At 33.1% G+C, this 20288-nt stretch carries 16 protein-coding genes and 1 tRNA gene; 5 read left to right on the top strand and 12 right to left on the bottom strand.

Annotation, left to right across the window (positions count from 1 at the left end):
• Positions 1 to 17 precede the first annotated feature (17 nt).
• Positions 18 to 2054, top strand: a complete 2037-nt coding sequence (locus tag IWX84_RS01280; RefSeq protein ID WP_196848940.1) for a ComEC/Rec2 family competence protein — start codon at positions 18 to 20, stop codon at positions 2052 to 2054.
• A 4-nt stretch (positions 2055 to 2058) separates the two neighbouring features.
• Here the strand turns inward: IWX84_RS01280 and IWX84_RS01275 are convergent, their stop codons facing one another.
• From IWX84_RS01275 to IWX84_RS01255, 5 genes are all read right to left on the bottom strand, one after another.
• Complete coding sequence (locus IWX84_RS01275; RefSeq protein WP_196848939.1) at positions 2059 to 2520, bottom strand: thioredoxin family protein; 462 nt, start codon at positions 2518 to 2520, stop codon at positions 2059 to 2061.
• Between the two features lie 51 nt (positions 2521 to 2571).
• On the bottom strand, positions 2572 to 4083 hold the full coding sequence (locus tag IWX84_RS01270) for a peptide MFS transporter (protein WP_196848938.1): 1512 nt from the start codon (positions 4081 to 4083) through the stop codon (positions 2572 to 2574).
• 76 nt (positions 4084 to 4159) lie between these two features.
• A complete protein-coding gene (locus IWX84_RS01265) occupies positions 4160 to 5851 on the bottom strand; it encodes a peptide MFS transporter (RefSeq protein WP_196848937.1) in 1692 nt (563 codons plus the stop codon).
• Positions 5852 to 5888: 37 nt separating this feature from the next.
• Positions 5889 to 6356, bottom strand: a complete 468-nt coding sequence (locus IWX84_RS01260) for an ORF6N domain-containing protein (RefSeq protein WP_196848936.1) — start codon at positions 6354 to 6356, stop codon at positions 5889 to 5891.
• Between the two features lie 57 nt (positions 6357 to 6413).
• Complete coding sequence (locus tag IWX84_RS01255) at positions 6414 to 8582, bottom strand: S9 family peptidase (RefSeq protein ID WP_196848935.1); 2169 nt, start codon at positions 8580 to 8582, stop codon at positions 6414 to 6416.
• A 178-nt stretch (positions 8583 to 8760) separates the two neighbouring features.
• Between IWX84_RS01255 and IWX84_RS01250 the strand changes: the two genes are divergently transcribed.
• The 3 genes from IWX84_RS01250 to IWX84_RS01240 all read left to right on the top strand — a co-directional run bounded on the left by IWX84_RS01250 (position 8761) and on the right by IWX84_RS01240 (position 12578).
• Entirely contained in the window at positions 8761 to 10077 is a 1317-nt protein-coding gene (locus tag IWX84_RS01250) for a hydroxymethylglutaryl-CoA reductase, degradative (protein ID WP_196848934.1), read from the top strand.
• Between the two features lie 354 nt (positions 10078 to 10431).
• Positions 10432 to 11607 carry an IS110 family transposase gene (locus IWX84_RS01245; protein ID WP_196848933.1) on the top strand — a complete coding sequence of 392 codons (1176 nt, stop codon included), beginning with the start codon at positions 10432 to 10434 and terminating at the stop codon, positions 11605 to 11607.
• Between the two features lie 53 nt (positions 11608 to 11660).
• Positions 11661 to 12578 carry a GYDIA family GHMP kinase gene (locus IWX84_RS01240; RefSeq protein ID WP_196848932.1) on the top strand — a complete coding sequence of 306 codons (918 nt, stop codon included), beginning with the start codon at positions 11661 to 11663 and terminating at the stop codon, positions 12576 to 12578.
• Between the two features lie 86 nt (positions 12579 to 12664).
• On the opposite strand, the gene IWX84_RS01235 is transcribed toward IWX84_RS01240, so the two are convergent.
• The 6 genes from IWX84_RS01235 to IWX84_RS01210 form a co-directional block, all read right to left on the bottom strand.
• Positions 12665 to 14761 (bottom strand): peptidylprolyl isomerase, encoded by a 2097-nt coding sequence (locus tag IWX84_RS01235; protein WP_196848931.1) that lies wholly within the window; start codon positions 14759 to 14761, stop codon positions 12665 to 12667.
• Between the two features lie 107 nt (positions 14762 to 14868).
• Entirely contained in the window at positions 14869 to 16128 is a 1260-nt protein-coding gene (locus IWX84_RS01230; RefSeq protein ID WP_196848930.1) for a hemolysin family protein, read from the bottom strand.
• A 3-nt stretch (positions 16129 to 16131) separates the two neighbouring features.
• Positions 16132 to 16326 carry a hypothetical protein gene (locus tag IWX84_RS01225; protein ID WP_196848929.1) on the bottom strand — a complete coding sequence of 65 codons (195 nt, stop codon included), beginning with the start codon at positions 16324 to 16326 and terminating at the stop codon, positions 16132 to 16134.
• A 16-nt stretch (positions 16327 to 16342) separates the two neighbouring features.
• Entirely contained in the window at positions 16343 to 16897 is a 555-nt protein-coding gene (lptC, locus tag IWX84_RS01220) for an LPS export ABC transporter periplasmic protein LptC (RefSeq protein ID WP_196848928.1), read from the bottom strand.
• A gap of 46 nt (positions 16898 to 16943) precedes the next feature.
• Positions 16944 to 18194, bottom strand: a complete 1251-nt coding sequence (locus tag IWX84_RS01215) for a hypothetical protein (protein ID WP_196848927.1) — start codon at positions 18192 to 18194, stop codon at positions 16944 to 16946.
• Entirely contained in the window at positions 18187 to 18921 is a 735-nt protein-coding gene (locus IWX84_RS01210; RefSeq protein ID WP_196848926.1) for a type III pantothenate kinase, read from the bottom strand. Before IWX84_RS01210 ends, IWX84_RS01215 begins: the two co-directional genes overlap by 8 nt.
• Positions 18922 to 19019: 98 nt before the next feature.
• On the opposite strand from IWX84_RS01210, the gene IWX84_RS01205 reads away from it, so the two are divergent.
• Positions 19020 to 19092 (top strand) — tRNA-Phe (locus tag IWX84_RS01205).
• A gap of 340 nt (positions 19093 to 19432) precedes the next feature.
• Here IWX84_RS01205 and IWX84_RS01200 read toward each other — a convergent pair.
• On the bottom strand, positions 19433 to 19972 hold the full coding sequence (locus IWX84_RS01200) for a YSC84-related protein (RefSeq protein ID WP_196848925.1): 540 nt from the start codon (positions 19970 to 19972) through the stop codon (positions 19433 to 19435).
• Positions 19973 to 20288 lie beyond the last annotated feature (316 nt).

Below are 20288 nucleotides of genomic sequence, written 5' to 3'. Positions count from 1 at the left end.
TATTGTACTTTAGAAAAATGAAAGTGCTACAATTTCCTTTAGCGAGAATAACATTCGGTTTTATTTTAGGCATAATTGCTGCTTTTTATTTAAAACCAAATCCACAAATAGTATTTTTTTTACTGCTGATTTCTCTTTTGGGTTTAGGAATAAGTTACTTCTTGGCAAAGAAAAATTTCAGCTCCCGCCTATTTTTCGGCATAATTACCTATTTTCTTTCGTTTTTTATCGGAGTAACAACGCAAATTATTCACACCGATTATTTCCGAAAGGATAATTATTCCCATTTTAAAACCATTTTTGAAAAGCCTCATTTAATCGATGTCACGCTAAGAGAAAAATTGAAAAGCTCCACTTTTAATGATCGTTACATCGCTATTGTAAACCACATCGACCAATCCGAAAGTTCCGGCAGAATAATTGTAAACATCCGAAAAGACAGTTTAAGTCATGTCTTTGAAATAGGGAACATTTTACAAATAAAAACTGTATTAAATGAAAACAGTCCGCCAAATAACCCGAATCAATTTGATTACAGCAAATACCTCGAAAACAAGCAAATCTATGCTCAAATCTATGCGGACATTGATGAAATCAACATAAGTGCTACTATTGAAAAAAACATTTGGTATTATACTTCCAAATTAAGATCTACAATAATCCAAAACCTAGAAAAAAGCAACTTTCATAAAACAGAATTAAATGTTGCTATCGCTTTAATTCTGGGACAACAACAAGATATTTCTCCAGAAATTATCAGGGATTATCAATATGCCGGTGCCGTTCATATATTGTCGGTTTCCGGATTGCATATTGGATTTATATTACTTTTTGTAACATTTATTCTAAAACCTTTACCGAATACAAAACGAGGTTCGTTTATCAAGTTGTTAATCATTCTCGCCTCCTTATCATTATTTGGAATAATCGCAGGTTTAGCGCCATCCGTTCTGCGGTCTGTTACCATGTTTTCGTTTGTTGCCATTGGAAATCATCTGCGAAAAAGTGTCAACATTTATCATACGTTACTCGTTTCCATTTTTATTATTTTACTTTTCGAACCTTCTTTTCTATTTGATGTTGGTTTTCAGTTAAGCTACATCGCTTTGTTTTTCATAATTTGGCTACAGCCTCTTTTATCTTCGCTTTGGCTGCCAAAAAACAAAGTTTTAAAATACATTTGGGATATTCTCACAGTTTCCTTCGCGGCTCAAATAGGCACCTTGCCTTTAAGTATTTATTACTTTCATCAATTCCCGGGTCTATTCTTTATTACTAATCTAGTCATCATACCGCTACTTAGTTTTATAATGGTGTTGGGAGTGCTGGTTATGGTTTTGGCTGCTTTTGGTTATGTACCATTTTTTCTTGCCAAACTTTTAGAATGGAGTATCTATTATATGGATAAGATAATTAATTCGATTGCCTCGCTAGAGCAATTTATAATTCAAAATATTTCATTTAATTACTACCTTTTAATTTGTAGTTACCTTTTGATTGTTACCGTTATCATTTGGTTGAAAAAACCAAATTTCAATAAATTAATTATCGTTATATTTTCGATTATCATTTTACAAATAGCTCATATAAAAAATCATTATAATATTCAAAACCAAAAAGAATTGGTGGTGTTTAACATAAAAAAGAATACACTTATTACAGAGCGAAATGGTAATCATGTTACTTTATATGCCAATGATAGTATTTTAAAAATAGCTCGAAAAAACACAGTTCTCAATTCCTATTTAGTGGGCAATTTTAGTGTTTTGGAAACAAAAAAAAGAATTCAAAACACAGTCTTTTTCAATGGAAAAAAAATTCTAATAGTGGATAGTTCGGGTATTTATCCAATAAATAGTAAGCCGGACATTTTGTTGCTAACTCAGTCTCCAAAAATAAATTTAGAACGACTGTTTCAGTCCGTACAACCCAAAATAGTAGTAGCTGATGCGTCTAACTATAAAACGATACAAAAATATTGGAAAGCAACTTGTAACAAACAAAAAATCCCTTTTCACGCGACTGGTGAAAAGGGATTTTATAAAGTGGACTAAAAGATTATTTCTTTTTAAGAATTCCATTGGCAACTTCAAGCCAAGCGACAGGGCCACCAGCTACATAACCTGTAGTCCCTAATCCTTCAAAGTTGACTTTCCCGTCTTTATTAGTACCATTGGCAAAACAAATTGTTGGAAAACCTTGTATGCTAAACGCTTGTTGCAATTCATTGTTCTGAAGCTTAATTTCTGGAGTTTGAGGCGTTCTTCTTGGATAATCTAGTTCTACCAGAATCACATTTTCATTTGCCCATTTTGCAAATTCGGGCGTTTTCAACACTTCCTTTTGCAATCTAATGCACCATCCACACCAATCACTACCAGTAAAAAAAAGCAATAAAGGTTTTTTCTGTTTATTTCCAATAGCAATAGCTTCTTTAACATTGGTATGCCAATTTAATTCTTGAGATTGCATGGCAGCAGATCCAAAAACCAACATCATAAGTACTAGTATCTTTTTCATATATTTTAATTTTAATTTTATCAATCAAAAACAATACCTAAAATTAGTGAATTATTTTACACCTTGCATTAATTTTTTTACCAAAGGTGAAATAACTATCAAAAGCACTCCCGCAATCAAGGCATATATGGCTAATTGCTTGTATCCATCGGCATAGACGATCAACTTTTCAAGGTTCGTTGCATTTTCAGAAGCTCCTGCAATATTAGCTCCTAATAATCCTGCAAAATATTGTCCATAAGCACTCGCCAGAAACCACATTCCCATCATTACGGCTTGCACTTTTTGGGGCGATAATTTAGTCATCGCAGACATTCCTATTGGAGACAAACATAACTCTCCAAACGTAATGATGAACCATCCAAAAGTAAATAAGTCTAAAGAAGTAACTCCATTTGCATCAGCGAAAAATTTAGTGTAATAAAACACGTAAAATCCACCCGCAAGAAATAGAAATCCTAAGCCAAACTTAACAACTGTATTGGGTTCAATTTTTCGTTTACTCATCCATAACCAAACTAATCCAACTAAAGCAGCAAAAGCAATTACAAAAAACGAATTAGCGCTATTGTTTACCCCATTTGGATCTAATGGAACTCCAAGAACTGTTTTACTCAAATTACTTTCTGCAAAAAGACTTAATGAACCTCCGCTCTGTTCGAAAAATGCCCAAAAAACAATTGAAAATAATATAAAAACTAACGCAGCCACTAGTTTTTTATTCTCCGAAGAAGAGAAATTTCTCATTTCAAAAAGTAAATATAGCAAAGAACATGGACCAATAATGTACATGAACATATCCGTATATCCAGAATTGGAAACCAATAAAATTATAACAGGAATCACGGCAAGTGAACCCACATAGGTTAAGGATTCATAAACTTTCCTTTTAGAGGTTTCCATACCCAGTAAAGGTGATATTCCTATATCTCCTAAGCTTTTTTGAGTTTGGACAAAAGTCAATAAACTTATGACCATTACAATCGCAGCAAAACCAAAAGCAACATTCCATCTTAAATGTTCCGGTACTATACTTGTCAGCATGGAACCATTGGCAACCGCTATACATAAATATCCTCCAATAAGAGCACCAAGATTTACACCCATATAGAAAAAAGAAAAACCTGCATCCCTCCTGTTATCGTCATCTCTATACAAACGACCGACCATAGTAGAAATATTTGGCTTAAAAAACCCTGTTCCGATAATAGTAAAACTTATTCCAATAAAGAAGAACTGACTGGGATCAATAGACAAAATAACACTTCCAGCAATCATCAGTATCCCACCCCAAAACAACGATTTTCTAAACCCCAGAATTTTATCAGCAAACATCCCTCCGATGAAAGTAAATGCATAAACAAATGCTTGTGTTGCTCCATACTGCAAATTAGCATTAACAGCATTCATTTTTAATTGGTTTACCATAAAAATAACCAGCATTCCACGCATTCCGTAAAAGCTGAAACGTTCCCACATTTCACTAAAAAACAAATACCATAATTGTTTAGGATACTTGCCTTTGAAATTTTGTATTTCTTCTATCGTTAAATTTTGCGCCATAGCTGTAGTATTTAAAAAAACAAACCTACAAGAATTCTTGTAGGTTTGAAAGATATTAAATTAATTTTTTTACTAATTATCTAACGCCATGCATCATTTTTTTCAAAACTGGTGTTAAGGCAAATAATATTACTGCTGCAAGTCCTGTAAGAACCACAAACACCATAAAAAATTCGAAAAGATTATGAATTTCAAATCCTGCAAAAACAGGATTGGAGGCATCTATTTGATTGGTAGTTAAAATTTGCAATTGCTCCGCTGTTGGAGTAACTGTTTTATCTAAAATAGGTTGTAATTCAATTCCTAACTCTTTTGCTTTAATAAATTTATCTCCAGTTGCCGGAATAATTGAACCTAAAGTTCCTGCTAACGCATATCCGGCTGCATTTGATAAAAAGAAAACTCCGAATAATAAAGAAGCAAAACGTTTTGGAGATAATTTCCCTACCAATGATAATCCAATTGGTGACAAACATAATTCAGCAAAAGTCTGAATCAAGTACATTAAAATTAACCATTTGATACCTAAAAGTCCACTATTTCCTAAATCTTTCACATTGTAAGCCAAGATAAAATAACTCAAAGCGATTAACCCTAAACCAATCGCTTGTTTTACAGGCGAAATTGGTTCTTTTCCAGAAGCTCTCAATTTATCCCAAAGAATACTAAATGGAAGTGCAAAAGAGAATACAAAAAGACCGTTAAAAATCTGAACCATCGACGGTGGCATATTCCATCCAAAGAAATTTCTGTCGGTTTGGTTATCCGCAATAAAAGTCAATGAAGATCCCGCTTGTTCAAAAGCTGCCCAAAAGAAAATAATAAAAAAGGCAACAATATAGATAACCAAAATTCTATCTCTTTCAATTTTAGTCAAAGAACTATCCGAAATAATTAATCCTGCCAATGTTAAACCACTTGCATAGATAATTGGGTAAATTACAGTTTTAATGAAATTTTCACCTCCCAATAAATATCGGAAAGCAAAAAACAAAACAACGAATGCAATTACTGCCATTACTAACGATTTAGTAGAGAACACCGCTTTTTGCGCTTCTCCTTCTTCAAAATCGGATGCTTCATTTTTAGATGGCAATCCTCCTAAAGGTCTTCCTTCTGGCGTTACCACATATTTATTTTTCAAGAAATAAAACACTAATGTTCCTATTAACATGGCAACTGAAGCGGCAAGAAATCCCCATTTAAAAGCATGAATATCTCTAATTCCGTTTGCATCTTTTACATCTCCAATCAATGGGCAAATTAATTGTCCAAGAAAAGCACCTAAATTGATACCCATGTAGAAAATTGTAAAAGCAGTATCCAGTTTACTTTTTTCCTGTTTTGGATACAAACTCCCCACCATGCTTGAAATATTTGGTTTAAAAAAACCATTCCCAAAAATGATAATCCCTAAAGCTGACCACATTAAAGTAGTGGCAAGACTTAAGTTTGTGCCAAAAATACTAGCACTGGTAAACAATAACAATTGTCCAACCGCCATCATTAAACCTCCAAGTAAAATACAATTTCTATTTCCAAAAAAACGATCGGCAATAAATCCTCCTAACATTGGTGTTAAATAACAAAGTCCTAAGAAACCTCCATAAATAATAGAAGCATCTGCCTCTTTCATCATTAATGAATTGATAAGGAACAGGGTTAAAATGGCCCGCATTCCGTAGAAATTGAAGCGCTCCCACATTTCTGTTCCAAATAATACCCAAAGTCCTTTTGGATGTGCTGTTTTTACTTGATTTTCGATCATTATATTTATTTTGGTTTAAGTTTGTTATAAAGGTGAATTATTTTTTGTATCCTATTTTTATTCTTTCTGTATTTTTATCGACTAATTCAGTATCGGTAATTAAAAATTGAATTGCCTCAAATATGTCTTCAAATTGTTTGTTATATTTTGTTTCTAATTCTTGAATTTGATTTTGCAGCGTATCAATATTTAAAAGTGTTTTTCTCAACGCTACAAAAGCCCTAACTATCGCTATATTCATTTGTCTCGCTTTTGGACTTTTCAACACACTTGCCAACATTGTAACACCATGTTCCGTGAAAGCATAAGGCAAATATTTTCCTGTCCTATTTTTAGGGACTGACGAAACCATCATCACAGATTGTGATGATAAAACTTCACTCCATTCCTCTTTTGTTAATCGAAACATGAAGTCCTCAGGAAAACTTTCAATATTTCTTTTGATTGCTTGATTCAAAACCCTCGTCTCTACTTCATACATATCGGCTAAATCAAAATCAAGCATGATTTTAATTCCTTTAATTTAATATATTTTGTTTTGAATGCTAACTAAACTCATTTTTTACAAATTCTCTTTGATAAAATTAGTCATTTTTGTGTATAATTGGATTCTTGTTTTACCGCCATAAATTCCGTGGTTTTTATCAGGATAGATTTGAGAATCAAATTGCTTATTGGCTTGAATCAAAGCTTCCATCATTTGCATGGAATTTTGAACATGAACGTTGTCATCTCCGGAACCGTGTATTAATAAAAATTTTCCTTTAAGTTTTTCTACATGATTTATTGGAGAATTTTCATCATAACCACTAGCATTTTCTTGTGGCGTCTGCATGTATCTTTCCGTATAAATACTGTCATAAAATCTCCAATTCGTTACCGGAGCAACCGCAATAGCCATTTTGAAAACATCATTCCCTTTCATTATACAGTTCGAAGCCATAAATCCTCCATAACTCCAACCCCAAATTCCAATTCTTGATTTATCAACAAAAGCATAATTCCCTATCACTTGAGCAGCATCAATTTGATCTTCGACTTCGAATTTCCCTAATTCTTTTTGAGTGCATTTTCTAAAATCGGCACCTTTAAAACCAGTTCCTCTTCCATCAACACAAGCCACAATATAACCTTGTTGCGCTAACATCATAAACCAATAATCATCATTTGCGTTCCAATCGTTATTTACTTGTTGAGATCCAGGCCCTGAATATTGATACATAAAAACCGGATATTTTTTACTAGCATCAAAATCCTTTGGCTTAATCATCCAAGCGTTTAGCTCATTTCCTTTTTCTGTTTTTAAAACAAAAAATTCTTTTGAAGGCAAATTGTACCCTTTCAGTTTTTTGGCTAAAGCTTCATTATTTTCAATAACCTGAACTTGATTTCCAGTCTTGGATTCGTTCAACGTGTAAGTCGTTGGTTGAGATGCGCTAGAAAACGTATTGATATAGTATTGGAAATTTGGACTAAAAGTAGCTCCGTTTGTTCCAATATTCTTAGTCAAACGCATTTTGTTTTTTCCGTCAAGACCTATTCTGTAAATATCTCTATTGATAGAACCATTCTCCACTGATTGATAAAAAACAGTATTGGTTTTTTCGTCAAAACCATAATAATTAGTCACTTCCCATTTCCCTTTGGTTACCTGGTTTTTCAGTTTTCCATTTTTATCATATAAATAAATATGGTTGAAACCGTCTTTCTCACTAGTCCAAATAAAACTATTGTCTTTCAGAAAAGTCAAATTATCAGTTACATCTACATAAGCTTTGTCTTTTTCATTCAAAACCACTTTTGAAGCTCCAGAATTTCCATCAATAAACAATAAATCTAAATTATCCTGATGACGATTTAAAACTTGCGCTGACAAAATATTGGCATCATTTGTCCATTTCATTCTGGCAATATAAAAATCCTTGTATTTCCCTAGATTAACTTCTTTGGTTGTGCTGGCATTTACATCATAAATATGCAAAGAAACTAACGAATTTTTTTCTCCTGCTTTCGGATATTTGAATGTTTCAACAGTTGGATATAAATCTTTCCCAAACTTAGACATTGAAAATTCTGGAACCTGACTTTCGTCAAAACGAATGTAAGCCAGTTTTTTACTGTCATTACTCCAATCGAATGCTCGTACAAAAGCAAATTCTTCTTCATAAACCCAATCCGTAATTCCATTGATAACAGAATTTTTCTTTCCGTCCATAGTAATTGGAGTGATTTTGTTCGAAGCCAAATCATAAACGTATAGATTGTTTTCTTTGGCGTAAGCTATCTTTTTCCCATCAGGAGAAAAAGTTGGCTCTTGTACTTGAAAATCAAATAACTTCTTTAATTGTTTGGTTGCAATGTTATACAAATAATAATCTGCCGTAAAAGAATGGCGGAAAATTTGATTTGTATTGCAAGCCAACAAAATCATTTTTTCAGATGAATCAAATGTATAACTGTCAATCATAGGCAATTCCTTATGATTTTTGGTATTAATTAAAACGGCAACTTTTTTCAAGCTGGCAAAATCGTATAAATCAATTTGCATGCTTTTGGAAGCCCTATCACTATTTAAAACTGAATATTGATTGGTCAGTTTCATGGATTGCAATTCGTCCATCCCTTTAGCACGAAAAGTGCCATTGTAAATTTCGTCAACAGTTATTTTTTGCTGCCCTAAAACAGTAAAACACAAAAATAAAAATAAGACTGTAATTCTATTTGAACTCATAATATTAATTTGAAGATAAAAACCGTCAATTTTAGTGAAAAAATTACAATTAACGACTATTATATCTGTTAAATGTAAAAAGTAATATTAAAAACAACGATTTTATGAATATAATTTGGACTGAATAAAAGAGCTAAAACCGTATCTTTGTCGCTATACATCACATAATCTATTGAGAATGAATAACGCAGTAACCGGATTTTCTAAATTATCCAAAGAAGAAAAAATAAACTGGATTGCCAACCAATACTTTTCCACTCCAACAGAAGCTATAACATTGCTGAAAAACTATTGGAATTCTGACGAAAAAATACAAAAATTACACGATGAGTTCATCGAAAATACAATAACCAATTTCTATATTCCGCTTGGAGTTGCTCCAAATTTTTTAATAAACGGAAAATACAGTGCAATTCCGATGGCTATCGAAGAGAGTTCTGTCGTGGCTGCGGCTTCAAAAACGGCCAAATTTTGGTCGACTCGTGGCGGATTTAAAGCTACTGTTATCAATACCGAAAAAATAGGTCAAGTTCACTTCATGTACAGCGGTAACGTATCTAAACTTAACTTGTTCTTTGCACAGACCAAAGCGACATTCTTTACCGAAACGGAAAGCATTACCAAAAATATGCAAAAACGTGGTGGTGGAATTCTCGATATTGTGCTAAACGACAAAACCGATTTGCTGCCCAATTACTTTCAACTTCATGCTACTTTTGAAACCATAGACAGCATGGGAGCCAATTTTATCAATTCCTGTTTGGAGCAATTTGCTAAAACATTAAAAGAAGAAGCTTCTACCTACGAATTATTTACAGAAACAGAAAAGGACATTCAAGTTGTCATGAGCATACTATCTAATTATGTTCCCAATTGTATCGTTAGAGCGGAAGTCTCTTGTCTAATCGAAGATTTAAAAGAGAAACACATACCAAATCCTTTGGAATTTGCAGAGAAGTTCGTTCAAGCGGTTCAAATCGCCGAAGTCGAACCATACAGAGCTGTTACTCACAATAAAGGAATTATGAACGGAATCGACGCTGTGGTGCTTGCGACAGGAAATGATTTCCGTGCGGTCGAAGCAGGAATTCACGCCTATGCCTCTCGAAACGGAAAATATTCCAGTCTGTCACATGCGAAAATAGAGAATGGAATTTTTACATTTTGGATGGAAATCCCTTTAGCGCTGGGCACAATTGGCGGCTTAACTTCTTTACATCCTTTAGTAAAATTCTCATTGGAAATGCTTGAAAAACCATCTGCAAAGGAACTAATGCAAGTGGTGGCAGTTGCCGGTTTAGCTCAAAATTTTGCCGCATTAAGATCCTTAACAACAACCGGAATTCAGGAAGGACATATGAAAATGCATTTAAACAATATCATAAATCAGTTTGAAGCCAATGACGAGGAACGCGTTTTGATACGGAAACATTTTAAACACCATGTCGTTTCTCATAGCGCCGTTGTTGATTTTATTGAAAACTTAAGAAAATAATTATCCTGTTTTTAGGAGCTATTCCCGCTATCCGTTTCAATCTTTTTTTCCTCGCAAAGACGAGTCAAAAAAGGATTTCCACTATTATCGGGGCTCATATCTTTGACATAGATTAAAAATATGAATACTTATCTTTGAAATATGAACAATTAATAAGCAAAACGAATTGGCAAAATTCTATCGGGGCGAAATACATCAGTTGATGATATTGTGCACTTAGGGCAATCCACTTCGTTTTTATTACATTTCGAGTCACAATAGTACTTAAAGACCATATTTTGAATTTGGATCTTGTATAAAAAATGAGCAAAGATTGATGTGATATTTTGTTTATTGATATAAAATCAAAGAGTTATGAATTTAAAGTATTCTGTGGGTCTTGATGTTTCAAGTAAAAAAATTAATGCTTGTATTAGTATTATTGATCAAAAACAAAAGGTTGTTTGTAAATCCAGCACTGTAATTGCAAATACTTTAAAAGGATTTGCAACTTTAGAAGATTGGATTTTAAAGCAAAAAAAGGAAGTTCTTCCAGTTGTAGTTTGTATGGAAGCCACAGGTATTTATCATGAGAATTGTGCTTATTATTTGTATGGAAAAGGATTTGATGTTTCCATAATTTTACCCAATAAGGCTAAAAAATATTTAGAAGCTATTGGGCTAAAATCAAAAAATGATAGTATTGATGCCAAGGGATTGTCTCAAATGGGAGCGGAACAATGTTTGGAATTATGGCAGCCTATGGGACCCTTTTTTTATGAGTTACGTTTGTTGACTAGGCAACATCAAAACGTAACAGAATTAAAAACGGTTTTAAAAAACCAATTAGACGCCTTGAGTTTTGCAATGCATCATTTAGATGCAGTAACTAATCAATTAGAGCAAACCATAACTTTATTTGAAACCCAACTCAAAGAGTTGGACAAGGAAATAAAAGCACATTTAAAATCGAATAAAGAGGTTCATTGTAAGGCTGAAAATATATTAAAGATGAAAGGATTAGGTGTTTTAACTTTGAGTACTGTTTTGGCAGAAACCAACGGCTTTACATTGTTTAACAACTACAAACAATTAGTTTCTTATGCTGGATATGATGTAGTTGAAGCCCAATCAGGAGCACGTGTTGGTAAAACAAAAATATCTAAAAGAGGAAATTCAAGATTAAGACGTGCCTTACATATGCCTTCTTTAGTTGTCATTCAATGTCAAGTAAAACCTTTTAAAGATTTATTTGATAGAACCTATGAAAAACATGGTATAAAGATGAAAAGTTATGTTGCAGTTCAAAAGAAACTATTGACAATGATCTATCATTTATGGAAGAAAAATGAAGCTTATGATGTCAATTATCAGTCAAATATCCAAGAGGAGGAGCAAAAGTTATCCTCTCGGGCAATTGGCTTCGAAGAAGACACAATAGAAAAAAATAGCCCCAATATAGAAATTGAGGCTACACAAGGTAAACATCCAGTGAGTTATCGCAAGAAGTTTCCTCTCGGTCATACAAATATAGAAAAATTAGCAAAATAAATTAGGAATTAAAGATAGTACCTAAAAAAAACACTGAAATAGATTCAGCATAAATGAAACAAACATTCTACAGTAACGGAAAACTTTTAATAACAGGCGAATATCTTGTTTTAGATGGTGCCAAAGCGTTTGCTTTACCCACAAAATTCGGACAAAATCTGATTGTCGAAAAAGGAAGCAATCAAGAGATAAAATGGAAAAGTTATGATAAGGACGGAACTATTTGGTTTGAAGACACTATTTTATTTTCCGATATTTCAACCAAAACAATTTCAGAAACAGAATCTGTAAAAAGCACATTGACTACCATCTTGAAAGAAGCTTTTTTAAAAAATCCTGATTTCATAAATAATTCCGAAGGGTATCATGTTACCACCCAACTTAGCTTTCCGAAAAATTGGGGTCTGGGAACCTCTTCTACACTAATCAACAATATTGCTCAGTGGTTGAAAATTGACGCCTTTGAGTTGCTTAAAAACAGTTTTGGAGGAAGCGGTTATGATATTGCCTGCGCTCAAAACGACACTCCGATTTTATATCATTTGGAGCAAGACAAACCCATTGTTGAAAAAGTAGTCTTTAATCCTGAATTTCTAGAAAACTTATACTTTGTCTATCTGAATAAAAAGCAGAATAGTAAAGCAGCAATAAAATCGTACTATAATCACCGAAACAACAATTTAGTAAAAACAATTGCCAACAACAACCAATTAACGCACGCGGTTTTACACGCAAACACACTTAAAAAATTCTCGGATGCAATAGAAGAACACGAAGCTGAAATGAGCATTATTCTCGAAATGAAAACCGTTAAAGAATCTCTATTTCCCGATTTCAATGGAATGGTAAAAAGTCTTGGCGCTTGGGGAGGTGATTTTGTTTTGGCAGTTTCAAAAGAAAATCCGACAGATTATTTCAAGAAAAAAGGTTTTGAAACCGTTGTCCCGTATAGTGAGATGATATTAATTTAATTTGGTTTTACCACAAATAAAAATCCCGATACATTTAAAATGTATCGGGATTTTTTATAATCAACTTTTAATTACTTCAACTTAGTTTAGTAATTGAATTGTTTTCTGTTGTCTTCAATTTTAGCACTGCTTTTCAAAGCTGGAATAACTCTGTTCACATCCGATGCGCTTTGTGATTTTAACTTAGCAACATACGGAGCATGATTTTTCATAGCTGGCGCTTTTACAGTGCTGATGTTTTTCACAACATAAACTCCTGCATTACCTTCAATTGGAGCAGATAATTTGTTCGCCGCTAATGCAAATGCATTTCCAACTACTTTTGGTTCTTGACCAACACCTGTTAAAACAGGATTTTCCATTGTTAAACCAGATGCTTGTAGAACAGTAGTCCCAGCCGTTTTTGCGATAGCTTCTAATGAAGTTCCGGTCATTTTAGCTTTGATCAATTCTGCTTTTTTCTTGTTTTTAAGAATTGGCTCTACATAAGGTCTAGCTGTAGCAACAGCTACCAAACCAGATTTATCTACATTTTTAAGTCTTGCAATTACGTGACCTAAATTAGCCACTTCAAATCTTTTTACTGCACCTACTTTAGTGTCATTTTCAAATGCCCATCTAACAATAGATCTTTGATTTCCTAAAGGACCAAAAGCTTCGTCCATCGCTTTTAAAGTAACAGGAGCTGCTACTGTAAGTTTCATGTCTTTTGCAATTTTACCAAAATCTTTATCAGTTGCGTCCATTTCAAATTTAGTAGCTTCTGTAAATACTTTATCTGAAGTTACTTCTGATGCTTCAATTTTTTGAGCTACAGTAGCCAAACGAATTCCGTCTTGTTTATCTGTAATCTTGATAATGTGAAATCCGAAAGGCGTTTCCACTAAACCAACTTTTCCTATTCCGCCACTGAAAACAAAATCATTGAATGGTTTTACCATTTGGTTTTGACCAAAATAACCTAAATCACCGCCTTGTTGCGCTGAAGAATCATCAGAATTTGTAAAAGCTAACATAAGGAAACTGTCAGGATTTGCAGTTACTTGAGCTAATATAGATTCTGCTTTAGCTTTAGCTTCCTCTTTTGTTCTTTTCTCTTTTTTATTAGGAACTTGTGTTCCTTCATAGCTTATCAAAATGTGACTTGCTTTTGCATTTACACCAGCTTTCATTCCCATAGATTTAGAAATACAATAGTATTTTCCAAACATATAAGGACCATAAACAGCCCCTGGAGCTAAGTTAAACAATTGATCGGCATCTACAGCTGGCAAATCTTTTTTAGCGATATAAGTCGAATCATAAGGAACATCTGAATTTGAATTAACAAACTCGATGGTGTTAGTTGCATTTCTAAATCCTGGCAAAGAATCATTTTTACCAGTTGCTTGGTTGTAAACCACTCTTCCAGATAACAATCCGTTTACTTTAGATTTAACCTCATTTTCGTCTGCTGCACTAGCTTTATCTTCAATCAAAACATACTCTACTTCACGAGATTCGTCTGCTTTGTATTTTTTCTCATTTTTCTTCATGAAATCTACAATCTCAGTATCAGTCACTTTTACATCACTGTCTTTAATAGTAGAATACAAACCTGCAACGTAAGCAAAATTTACTTTGTTGGCTTCCATTTCATATTTCAATTTTCCTTCGCTTTCAGTTGTATAAATACCCGCTTTAATCAAAGTATTGTACATTTGATATTTAGCATTCAACTCAGCATCTTTTTCTCTGTCTTTCAAGTATTGAGACTGTGCAGGATTTGATTTAAAATATTCTTTAAATTTAGCAATATCAAATATACCTGCTGCATTCAAAAATAATGGGTTTTTACCAATATTTTCATCTGATTTTAAAACTTCCAATATGTGTTTCTCACCTACTCTCAATCCTAATTTATCAAATTCTGAAGACAATAAAGCTATAGAAACTTCTTGATCCCAAACTCTATTTGCCGCTGCTGTGGAAGTAATCCCTTGACCACTTTTCTCAACATTGCTTACTTTGATTCTAAAATCTTCGAAAGCAATATCTTTTCCATTGATACTTCCTACATCTTTTGATGTACTATTGAAACTACCGCTTTTGAATAAATCACCAATGATAAATGCAAATAAAGCTAATGCGATAACTGCAATCATTAAAGCGGAACGTTGTCTAATTTTTGATAAAACTGCCATTTTTATTGTTGTTAATTTTATATATAGTTTGCGAAAATACAATTATCTAATTAATAATTATAGTAGTAACGTTTTATTTTGCAAAAAAAAATAAATTGCAAAATAAATTACTCTTTTACGGTCATTTTAACCAATTCAATTTTCTGTTTCGTGGCCTCTTCTATAACAAAATGAAAGAATCCAATGGTAATTACAGCTCCTTTATGAGGAATCTCTTTCGTAGAATCAACTATAAATCCTCCCAGTGTACCGTAAGAATCACTTTCCGGAATATGAAGTTTATAGGTTTGATTTAAATACTCCACATCAAATCGAGCCGAAAAAAGATATTTGTCATCTCCTAATTCTTTTTCAATTAGCTCTTCTTCTGAATCATGTTCGTCTTCTATTTCACCAAAAAGTTCTTCCACAATATCTTCGAGCGTAATTATTCCGGACGTACCACCATATTCATCAATAACAACGGCAACACTTTTTCTCTTTTTGGTAAGTAAATTCATTGCGTCTTTGATATAAATAGTCTCAGGCACAAATTCTACTGAAATTACAATCTCTTTGATACTTACTGGTTTTTTGAATAAATCGAATGAATGCACATACCCTACAATATCATCAAGCGAGTTTTTATACACGACAATTTTTGAATACCCAGTTTCAATAAACAATTTATTCAACTCTTCGATCGAATCATGTAAATCAATGGCTGCGATTTCAGTTCTGGGACTCATTACGTCTCTGGCCTTCACCCCTGAAAACTCCAAAGCATTTTGAAACATCTGTATTTCAGAATCAACTTCCTCGTTATCTTCAACGGTACTCATTTGCTCCGTAATGTAATTCCCAAGTTCCACTTTGCTAAAATAAAGCTGCACTTGATCTCCTTCGGTTTTGAAGAATTTTTTCAAAACAAAATCAGAAACCCAGATAAAAAAAGTAGAAATAAAATAGAACAAAACATAAAAAGCATACGCCGGAATAGCAAAAAACTTTATTAATGTGTTGGCATAAATTTGGAAAAAGACTTTAGGTAGAAACTCTGCCGTAATTAAAACGATCAAGGTGGAAAGAACGGTTTGCACTAATAAATCTAACAAACTGGACAGGTGATAACCAAAGGATTCTATCCACCGCATCAACAATTCACCCATGAAAAACCCATATATTACCAATGCAATATTGTTCCCAATCAGCATAGCGGCGATAAACTTAGATGGTTTTTCGGTAAGTTTTGTTAGTATTTTCGAGGCAAAATTATCTTGTTTTTTCTCTATTTCAAGATAAATTTTATTGGAAGAAATAAAAGCAATTTCCATTCCTGAAAAAAAGGCACATAGTATTAAACACAATATTATGATACTAATTTCCATGATTTAGGATTTTTTGTTTCTGTCTTCGAATTTTTTAGCAAATTTCATTCTAAAGAAAAACATAAATATTGCCACTCCCGCGATCCCAAAACTCAAGTAAGGTGTTGCTGCAGGATCATTAAGTTTTGTAACGCCATCATAAATAAAGATAATTGCGAAAATCAAATAAAAATAGGGTATGTATTTTAAGAAAGTCATATTGGTATTTATAAAATTATTCAGCCGATTGGAACTCGCCAGTGATTCGTTGTGAATTGATTACTTTGAAATCTTTACTAAAATCAATTCCTTGACCGTTTGAAGAACCTTTCAGATCGGTAAACTTAAACTTTTTCTCGGTAAAAAACCATTCGTTTTTTTGGTCGTAGTACAGCTGTTCCGTTTCCATTGTTTGTCCGTTATCCGTTTTAATCTTTACTTTTCCCTGTAAATCAATAATATTTGTCGATTTATAGGAAACCGCATACTTGGAAGTTATAAACGTTCTTTTTCCTTTATTATCATATAAAGTCACATCAATTCCTTTTGGAAATTCGGTAAAAGGAAAATCAACATTGGAAAAATCTAACATTTTCGGACTTACCAAAATTGATTTAATCAACCCAGAATCCGTGTATTTTAGATTTACATTATCTGCATCTCCACCAGGAACAAAATCTGAAAAATTAATTTTCTGCACTTCTTTAAAATTGCTTTCACAACTAAAAAACAGAGTCACAGCAAAAACTGTGACTACTGGTAGGATTATATATTTTTTTAGTAAAGTCATACGCTGTGCTTGAGAAAGCAATGTAATTAAATTTACTTATAAAGTTTTAATTGAATTTTCGTTTTTCAAACCATTTGTCATTAAGTGAAAAACCTACGCTAAAGTTAGCATAATTTTCTTGAACCAAATTCGCATTTGTTGTTCCTTTTTTGCCTAATTCAAAACCTAAATTTACATTAGAGAAACTACCTGTTATTGGCAATCCAAACCCTAGTGTTAATCCCATATCATTTACCGATTGTGAATTAATCACCAAGCCTGTTTTTTCATATTTCAAACCTGCTCTATAGACAATTCTTTGAGCATAGTTTGAGAACGAATTATAGTTTGGAATATAATATCCACCAATGCTCACGCTACCATACCTACCATAGCCAACATTACTTGCTTTATTATAACTGTTTTCTTGACCTGAATTCTTCTGATACGAAATTTTACCACCTAAAAGCCATTTTTTAGCCTCTCCTATTCCGGCACCAAAGGATATTTTGCTAGGAAATTTGACGTCTGTTTGAGTTTTTTGATCTGCAAGAGCATCAACAACCGACACATTAAATGCTGAATTATAAACCACTGTTGCTATTCCTCTTGTGTTTTTTGAGGTCATATTACCTTCCACTGTATAATTTAAGCTACTGTATAAAGTCAGTTTTTTATTTAATTTAGCTTGGTACATCGTTCCAATATTAAAATTCACTCCAGACAATTCCGCGGAATTCAATTCAAGAGTACCAACTGGAACATTGGTGATAAATTCCAAACTAGTGGTTTCAATTTTACCAAAATTATAATGAACGTCAGCACCAATACTAAAATTAGGAGCTATTTTATAACCAACTCCCAAAAATACTTTATTCAAACCACCAGTTCCGCTTAAACGCTTGTTTGTTTGGCCATCTATTGAAGACAATGATTCAATTTTATATCCTACAGAAGAATAGGGAATCAATCCAAAACCAACACCAAATTTCCCTAAAGGCAAACCAACAGCTAAATAATCCAAAGTCGTTCTTCGCGTATTTGCCGAACCTGTATTAGATTTTAAGCTTTTAGTTCCATAAGTTCCACCCAATGCAAATGTTGTAAGCTTCAAGCCTGAATAACTGGCTGGATTTTCTAAGTTAATATGAATACTATCTTGCTCCACAGCCACTCCTGCCATCGAACGATTTTCAAGCGTTCCTTTGAATCTGATATCACCAATACCATAAAAAGAATAAGGTGAAGAAGTTCCTTCTTGAGCGAAGGATACAAGTGACAAAAGCAAGCAGGCGCTTATTATAATTTTTTTAATCATTTTTGATTTTATATTGAAATGTTTGGTTCAAACTTTCTAGAAGAAAATTTGAATTGGCAAATATGGTATTTTTTAATCGTTTAGCCAAAAAATCTGTATCTCCACCCGTTAAAATTATTATAAAATTTGAATACCGTGCCTTATATTCCTCTATGAAACCATCAATCTCATAAACCAAACCATTTACAACTCCCGAATGAATAGACTCCGATGTTGATTTCCCTATTAAATCTTTAGGAGTTTCTAATGTTAACAAAGGTAGTTTAGCAGTAAAATTATGTAATGATTCATAACGCAATCGCAATCCTGGAGCAATTGCACCGCCATGATATTTATTAGTTTCATCTATAAAGTCGAAAGTAACACAAGTTCCCGCATCAATAACTAGCCTGTTTTGATTTGGAAATTGCAATGTCGCTCCGGCAGCGAGAACCATCCGGTCAATTCCTAAAGTCTGCGGGGTTTGGTAATCATTGAAAAAAGGAAAAGGATCCTCATTTGATATAAAATGAACATTTACCTCTTTTTTAAACTCCAAAAAAGACTCTTTTTCGACATCTCCAACAGACGCAACTACCAAATGTGTTATTTTTTGGTGTGTTTTTAAAATATTTTTAATTTTTTTTTGAAAGTCATTTTTGGTAAAAAAAAAAGTATCGATTTGAGTATCACCCTCAAAAACAGCGCCTTTAATTCTGGTATTCCCTACATCAATAGTTAAAATCATAATTTATATTTTGATGTTGCGAAGGTACGAATTGATTTTTTTAAAAAAATGTTTTGGATATACTAAAAATGATTCTATATTTGCACCCGCAATAGCGCGGTACCTTAGCTCAGATGGTAGAGCAATGGACTGAAAATCCATGTGTCCCTGGTTCGATCCCTGGAGGTACCACTTTAAAACCCGAATAGAAATATTCGGGTTTTTTGTTTTAAAAATCTATCCGGATTTATTGTGAAATTATTCCAGAACCTTCTATACCAAGACGTTTTATATCTAGAGAGACCACGTAATTGATGAGTCCTTGGCTCACCATAAGTGTTTAGGCCGGAGATTCTATTTTAAAAAATCAAAACTTTGAGTAATTAAAAGATGATTAAGTTGTTATTTACCGCCTAATTATATCACAAAAAAAGGAGCAATTAGCTCCTTTTTTTTAAACATCTTATTAAATTGCAATGATATTGCGTTCAACTAGTCATACATTCGTTGATTGTCGGTTACAAAAAATTTCTTATAATTTATTAAATTTAAACTTCTGTCCTCCTACTGATGCCTCGTACATGAGCCCACCCTTTTGCATGCTGAACACCATAACGCCCTCGGCGTACTTTACATTTGCGGAGGCTCCAGCCGTCACCGCTACTGCCGAAGCTTGAGCGGAAAACTCGAATTTACTTCCTTTAAACCGTTCTAAATCTTTTTTAGACTCAAAAAATATTACCTCGCGATACGCTTGTCCTCCTGCCTGAAATCCTATGCTGAGTTGAGATAATTTTGCCATCCCGACAAGTGTATTACGTTCGTAAACCACTCCATTACCCGCTGCACCTCCAATACCGAATCCTGCTTTGCCCACATTAGGGAAAATGGCATATCCAGCGGCTTTTTCAAAAAGTCCTTTCAACAGAGGATCTGCTTTAATGAATTCAGCCTTTGCATTCTTGCTGTCGGCAATAATTTTACTCTTTTTAGCGTCCGATTGTCCAAACATAGGCGCTATGTTTAGCGCAAAAGCGAGCACCATTACCCAAATAATATTTAACTTTTTCATATATCCTATTTTAAATTGTTGTGAAATAAATTGCGGCTAGACTAATACTTTATACAAGAATCCAAAAATGAAAAGTCTTTATTCAAATATACTCTAAATTTTTCAAATAATAAAATATTACTTGATTATCAATTAGTTAACTAATTTTAATCTATTAAAAACAGAATTAAATATCTAAAAATCAGAAGTAAATATTCCTAATTTTTACAAATTTCAAGAACCTTTGCAATATATAACGCGGAAGATTTTTTTTTATTATCAAAAATTCCCGCTGCAATATTCAACCCCCTTTAGCACCTAATATATCTTCGATTCA

Origin of the sequence: Flavobacterium sp. CG_9.10 (assembly GCF_015752245.1) — a bacterium.
Classification (GTDB): Bacteria; Bacteroidota; Bacteroidia; order Flavobacteriales; family Flavobacteriaceae; genus Flavobacterium.
The sequence above is the reverse complement of the archived record's forward strand: the minus strand, read 5'-3'. Positions and strand labels throughout refer to the sequence as shown.

Bases quoted from the DNA above. Each gene is read 5' to 3' on its own strand.
- IWX84_RS01215 (WP_196848927.1), bottom strand. From the start codon at position 18,194: ATGATTAAAAAAATTATAATAAGCGCCTGCTTGCTTTTGTCACTTGTA.
- IWX84_RS01270 (WP_196848938.1), bottom strand. From the start codon at position 4,083: ATGGCGCAAAATTTAACGATAGAAGAAATACAAAATTTCAAAGGCAAG.
- lptC (WP_196848928.1), bottom strand. From the start codon at position 16,897: ATGACTTTACTAAAAAAATATATAATCCTACCAGTAGTCACAGTTTTT.
- IWX84_RS01250 (WP_196848934.1), top strand. From the start codon at position 8,761: ATGAATAACGCAGTAACCGGATTTTCTAAATTATCCAAAGAAGAAAAA.
- IWX84_RS01275 (WP_196848939.1), bottom strand. From the start codon at position 2,520: ATGAAAAAGATACTAGTACTTATGATGTTGGTTTTTGGATCTGCTGCC.
- IWX84_RS01225 (WP_196848929.1), bottom strand. From the start codon at position 16,326: ATGACTTTCTTAAAATACATACCCTATTTTTATTTGATTTTCGCAATT.
- IWX84_RS01265 (WP_196848937.1), bottom strand. From the start codon at position 5,851: ATGATCGAAAATCAAGTAAAAACAGCACATCCAAAAGGACTTTGGGTA.
- IWX84_RS01240 (WP_196848932.1), top strand. From the start codon at position 11,661: ATGAAACAAACATTCTACAGTAACGGAAAACTTTTAATAACAGGCGAA.
- IWX84_RS01210 (WP_196848926.1), bottom strand. From the start codon at position 18,921: ATGATTTTAACTATTGATGTAGGGAATACCAGAATTAAAGGCGCTGTT.
- IWX84_RS01280 (WP_196848940.1), top strand. From the start codon at position 18: ATGAAAGTGCTACAATTTCCTTTAGCGAGAATAACATTCGGTTTTATT.
- IWX84_RS01260 (WP_196848936.1), bottom strand. From the start codon at position 6,356: ATGCTTGATTTTGATTTAGCCGATATGTATGAAGTAGAGACGAGGGTT.
- IWX84_RS01245 (WP_196848933.1), top strand. From the start codon at position 10,432: ATGAATTTAAAGTATTCTGTGGGTCTTGATGTTTCAAGTAAAAAAATT.
- IWX84_RS01255 (WP_196848935.1), bottom strand. From the start codon at position 8,582: ATGAGTTCAAATAGAATTACAGTCTTATTTTTATTTTTGTGTTTTACT.
- IWX84_RS01230 (WP_196848930.1), bottom strand. From the start codon at position 16,128: ATGGAAATTAGTATCATAATATTGTGTTTAATACTATGTGCCTTTTTT.
- IWX84_RS01200 (WP_196848925.1), bottom strand. From the start codon at position 19,972: ATGAAAAAGTTAAATATTATTTGGGTAATGGTGCTCGCTTTTGCGCTA.
- IWX84_RS01235 (WP_196848931.1), bottom strand. From the start codon at position 14,761: ATGGCAGTTTTATCAAAAATTAGACAACGTTCCGCTTTAATGATTGCA.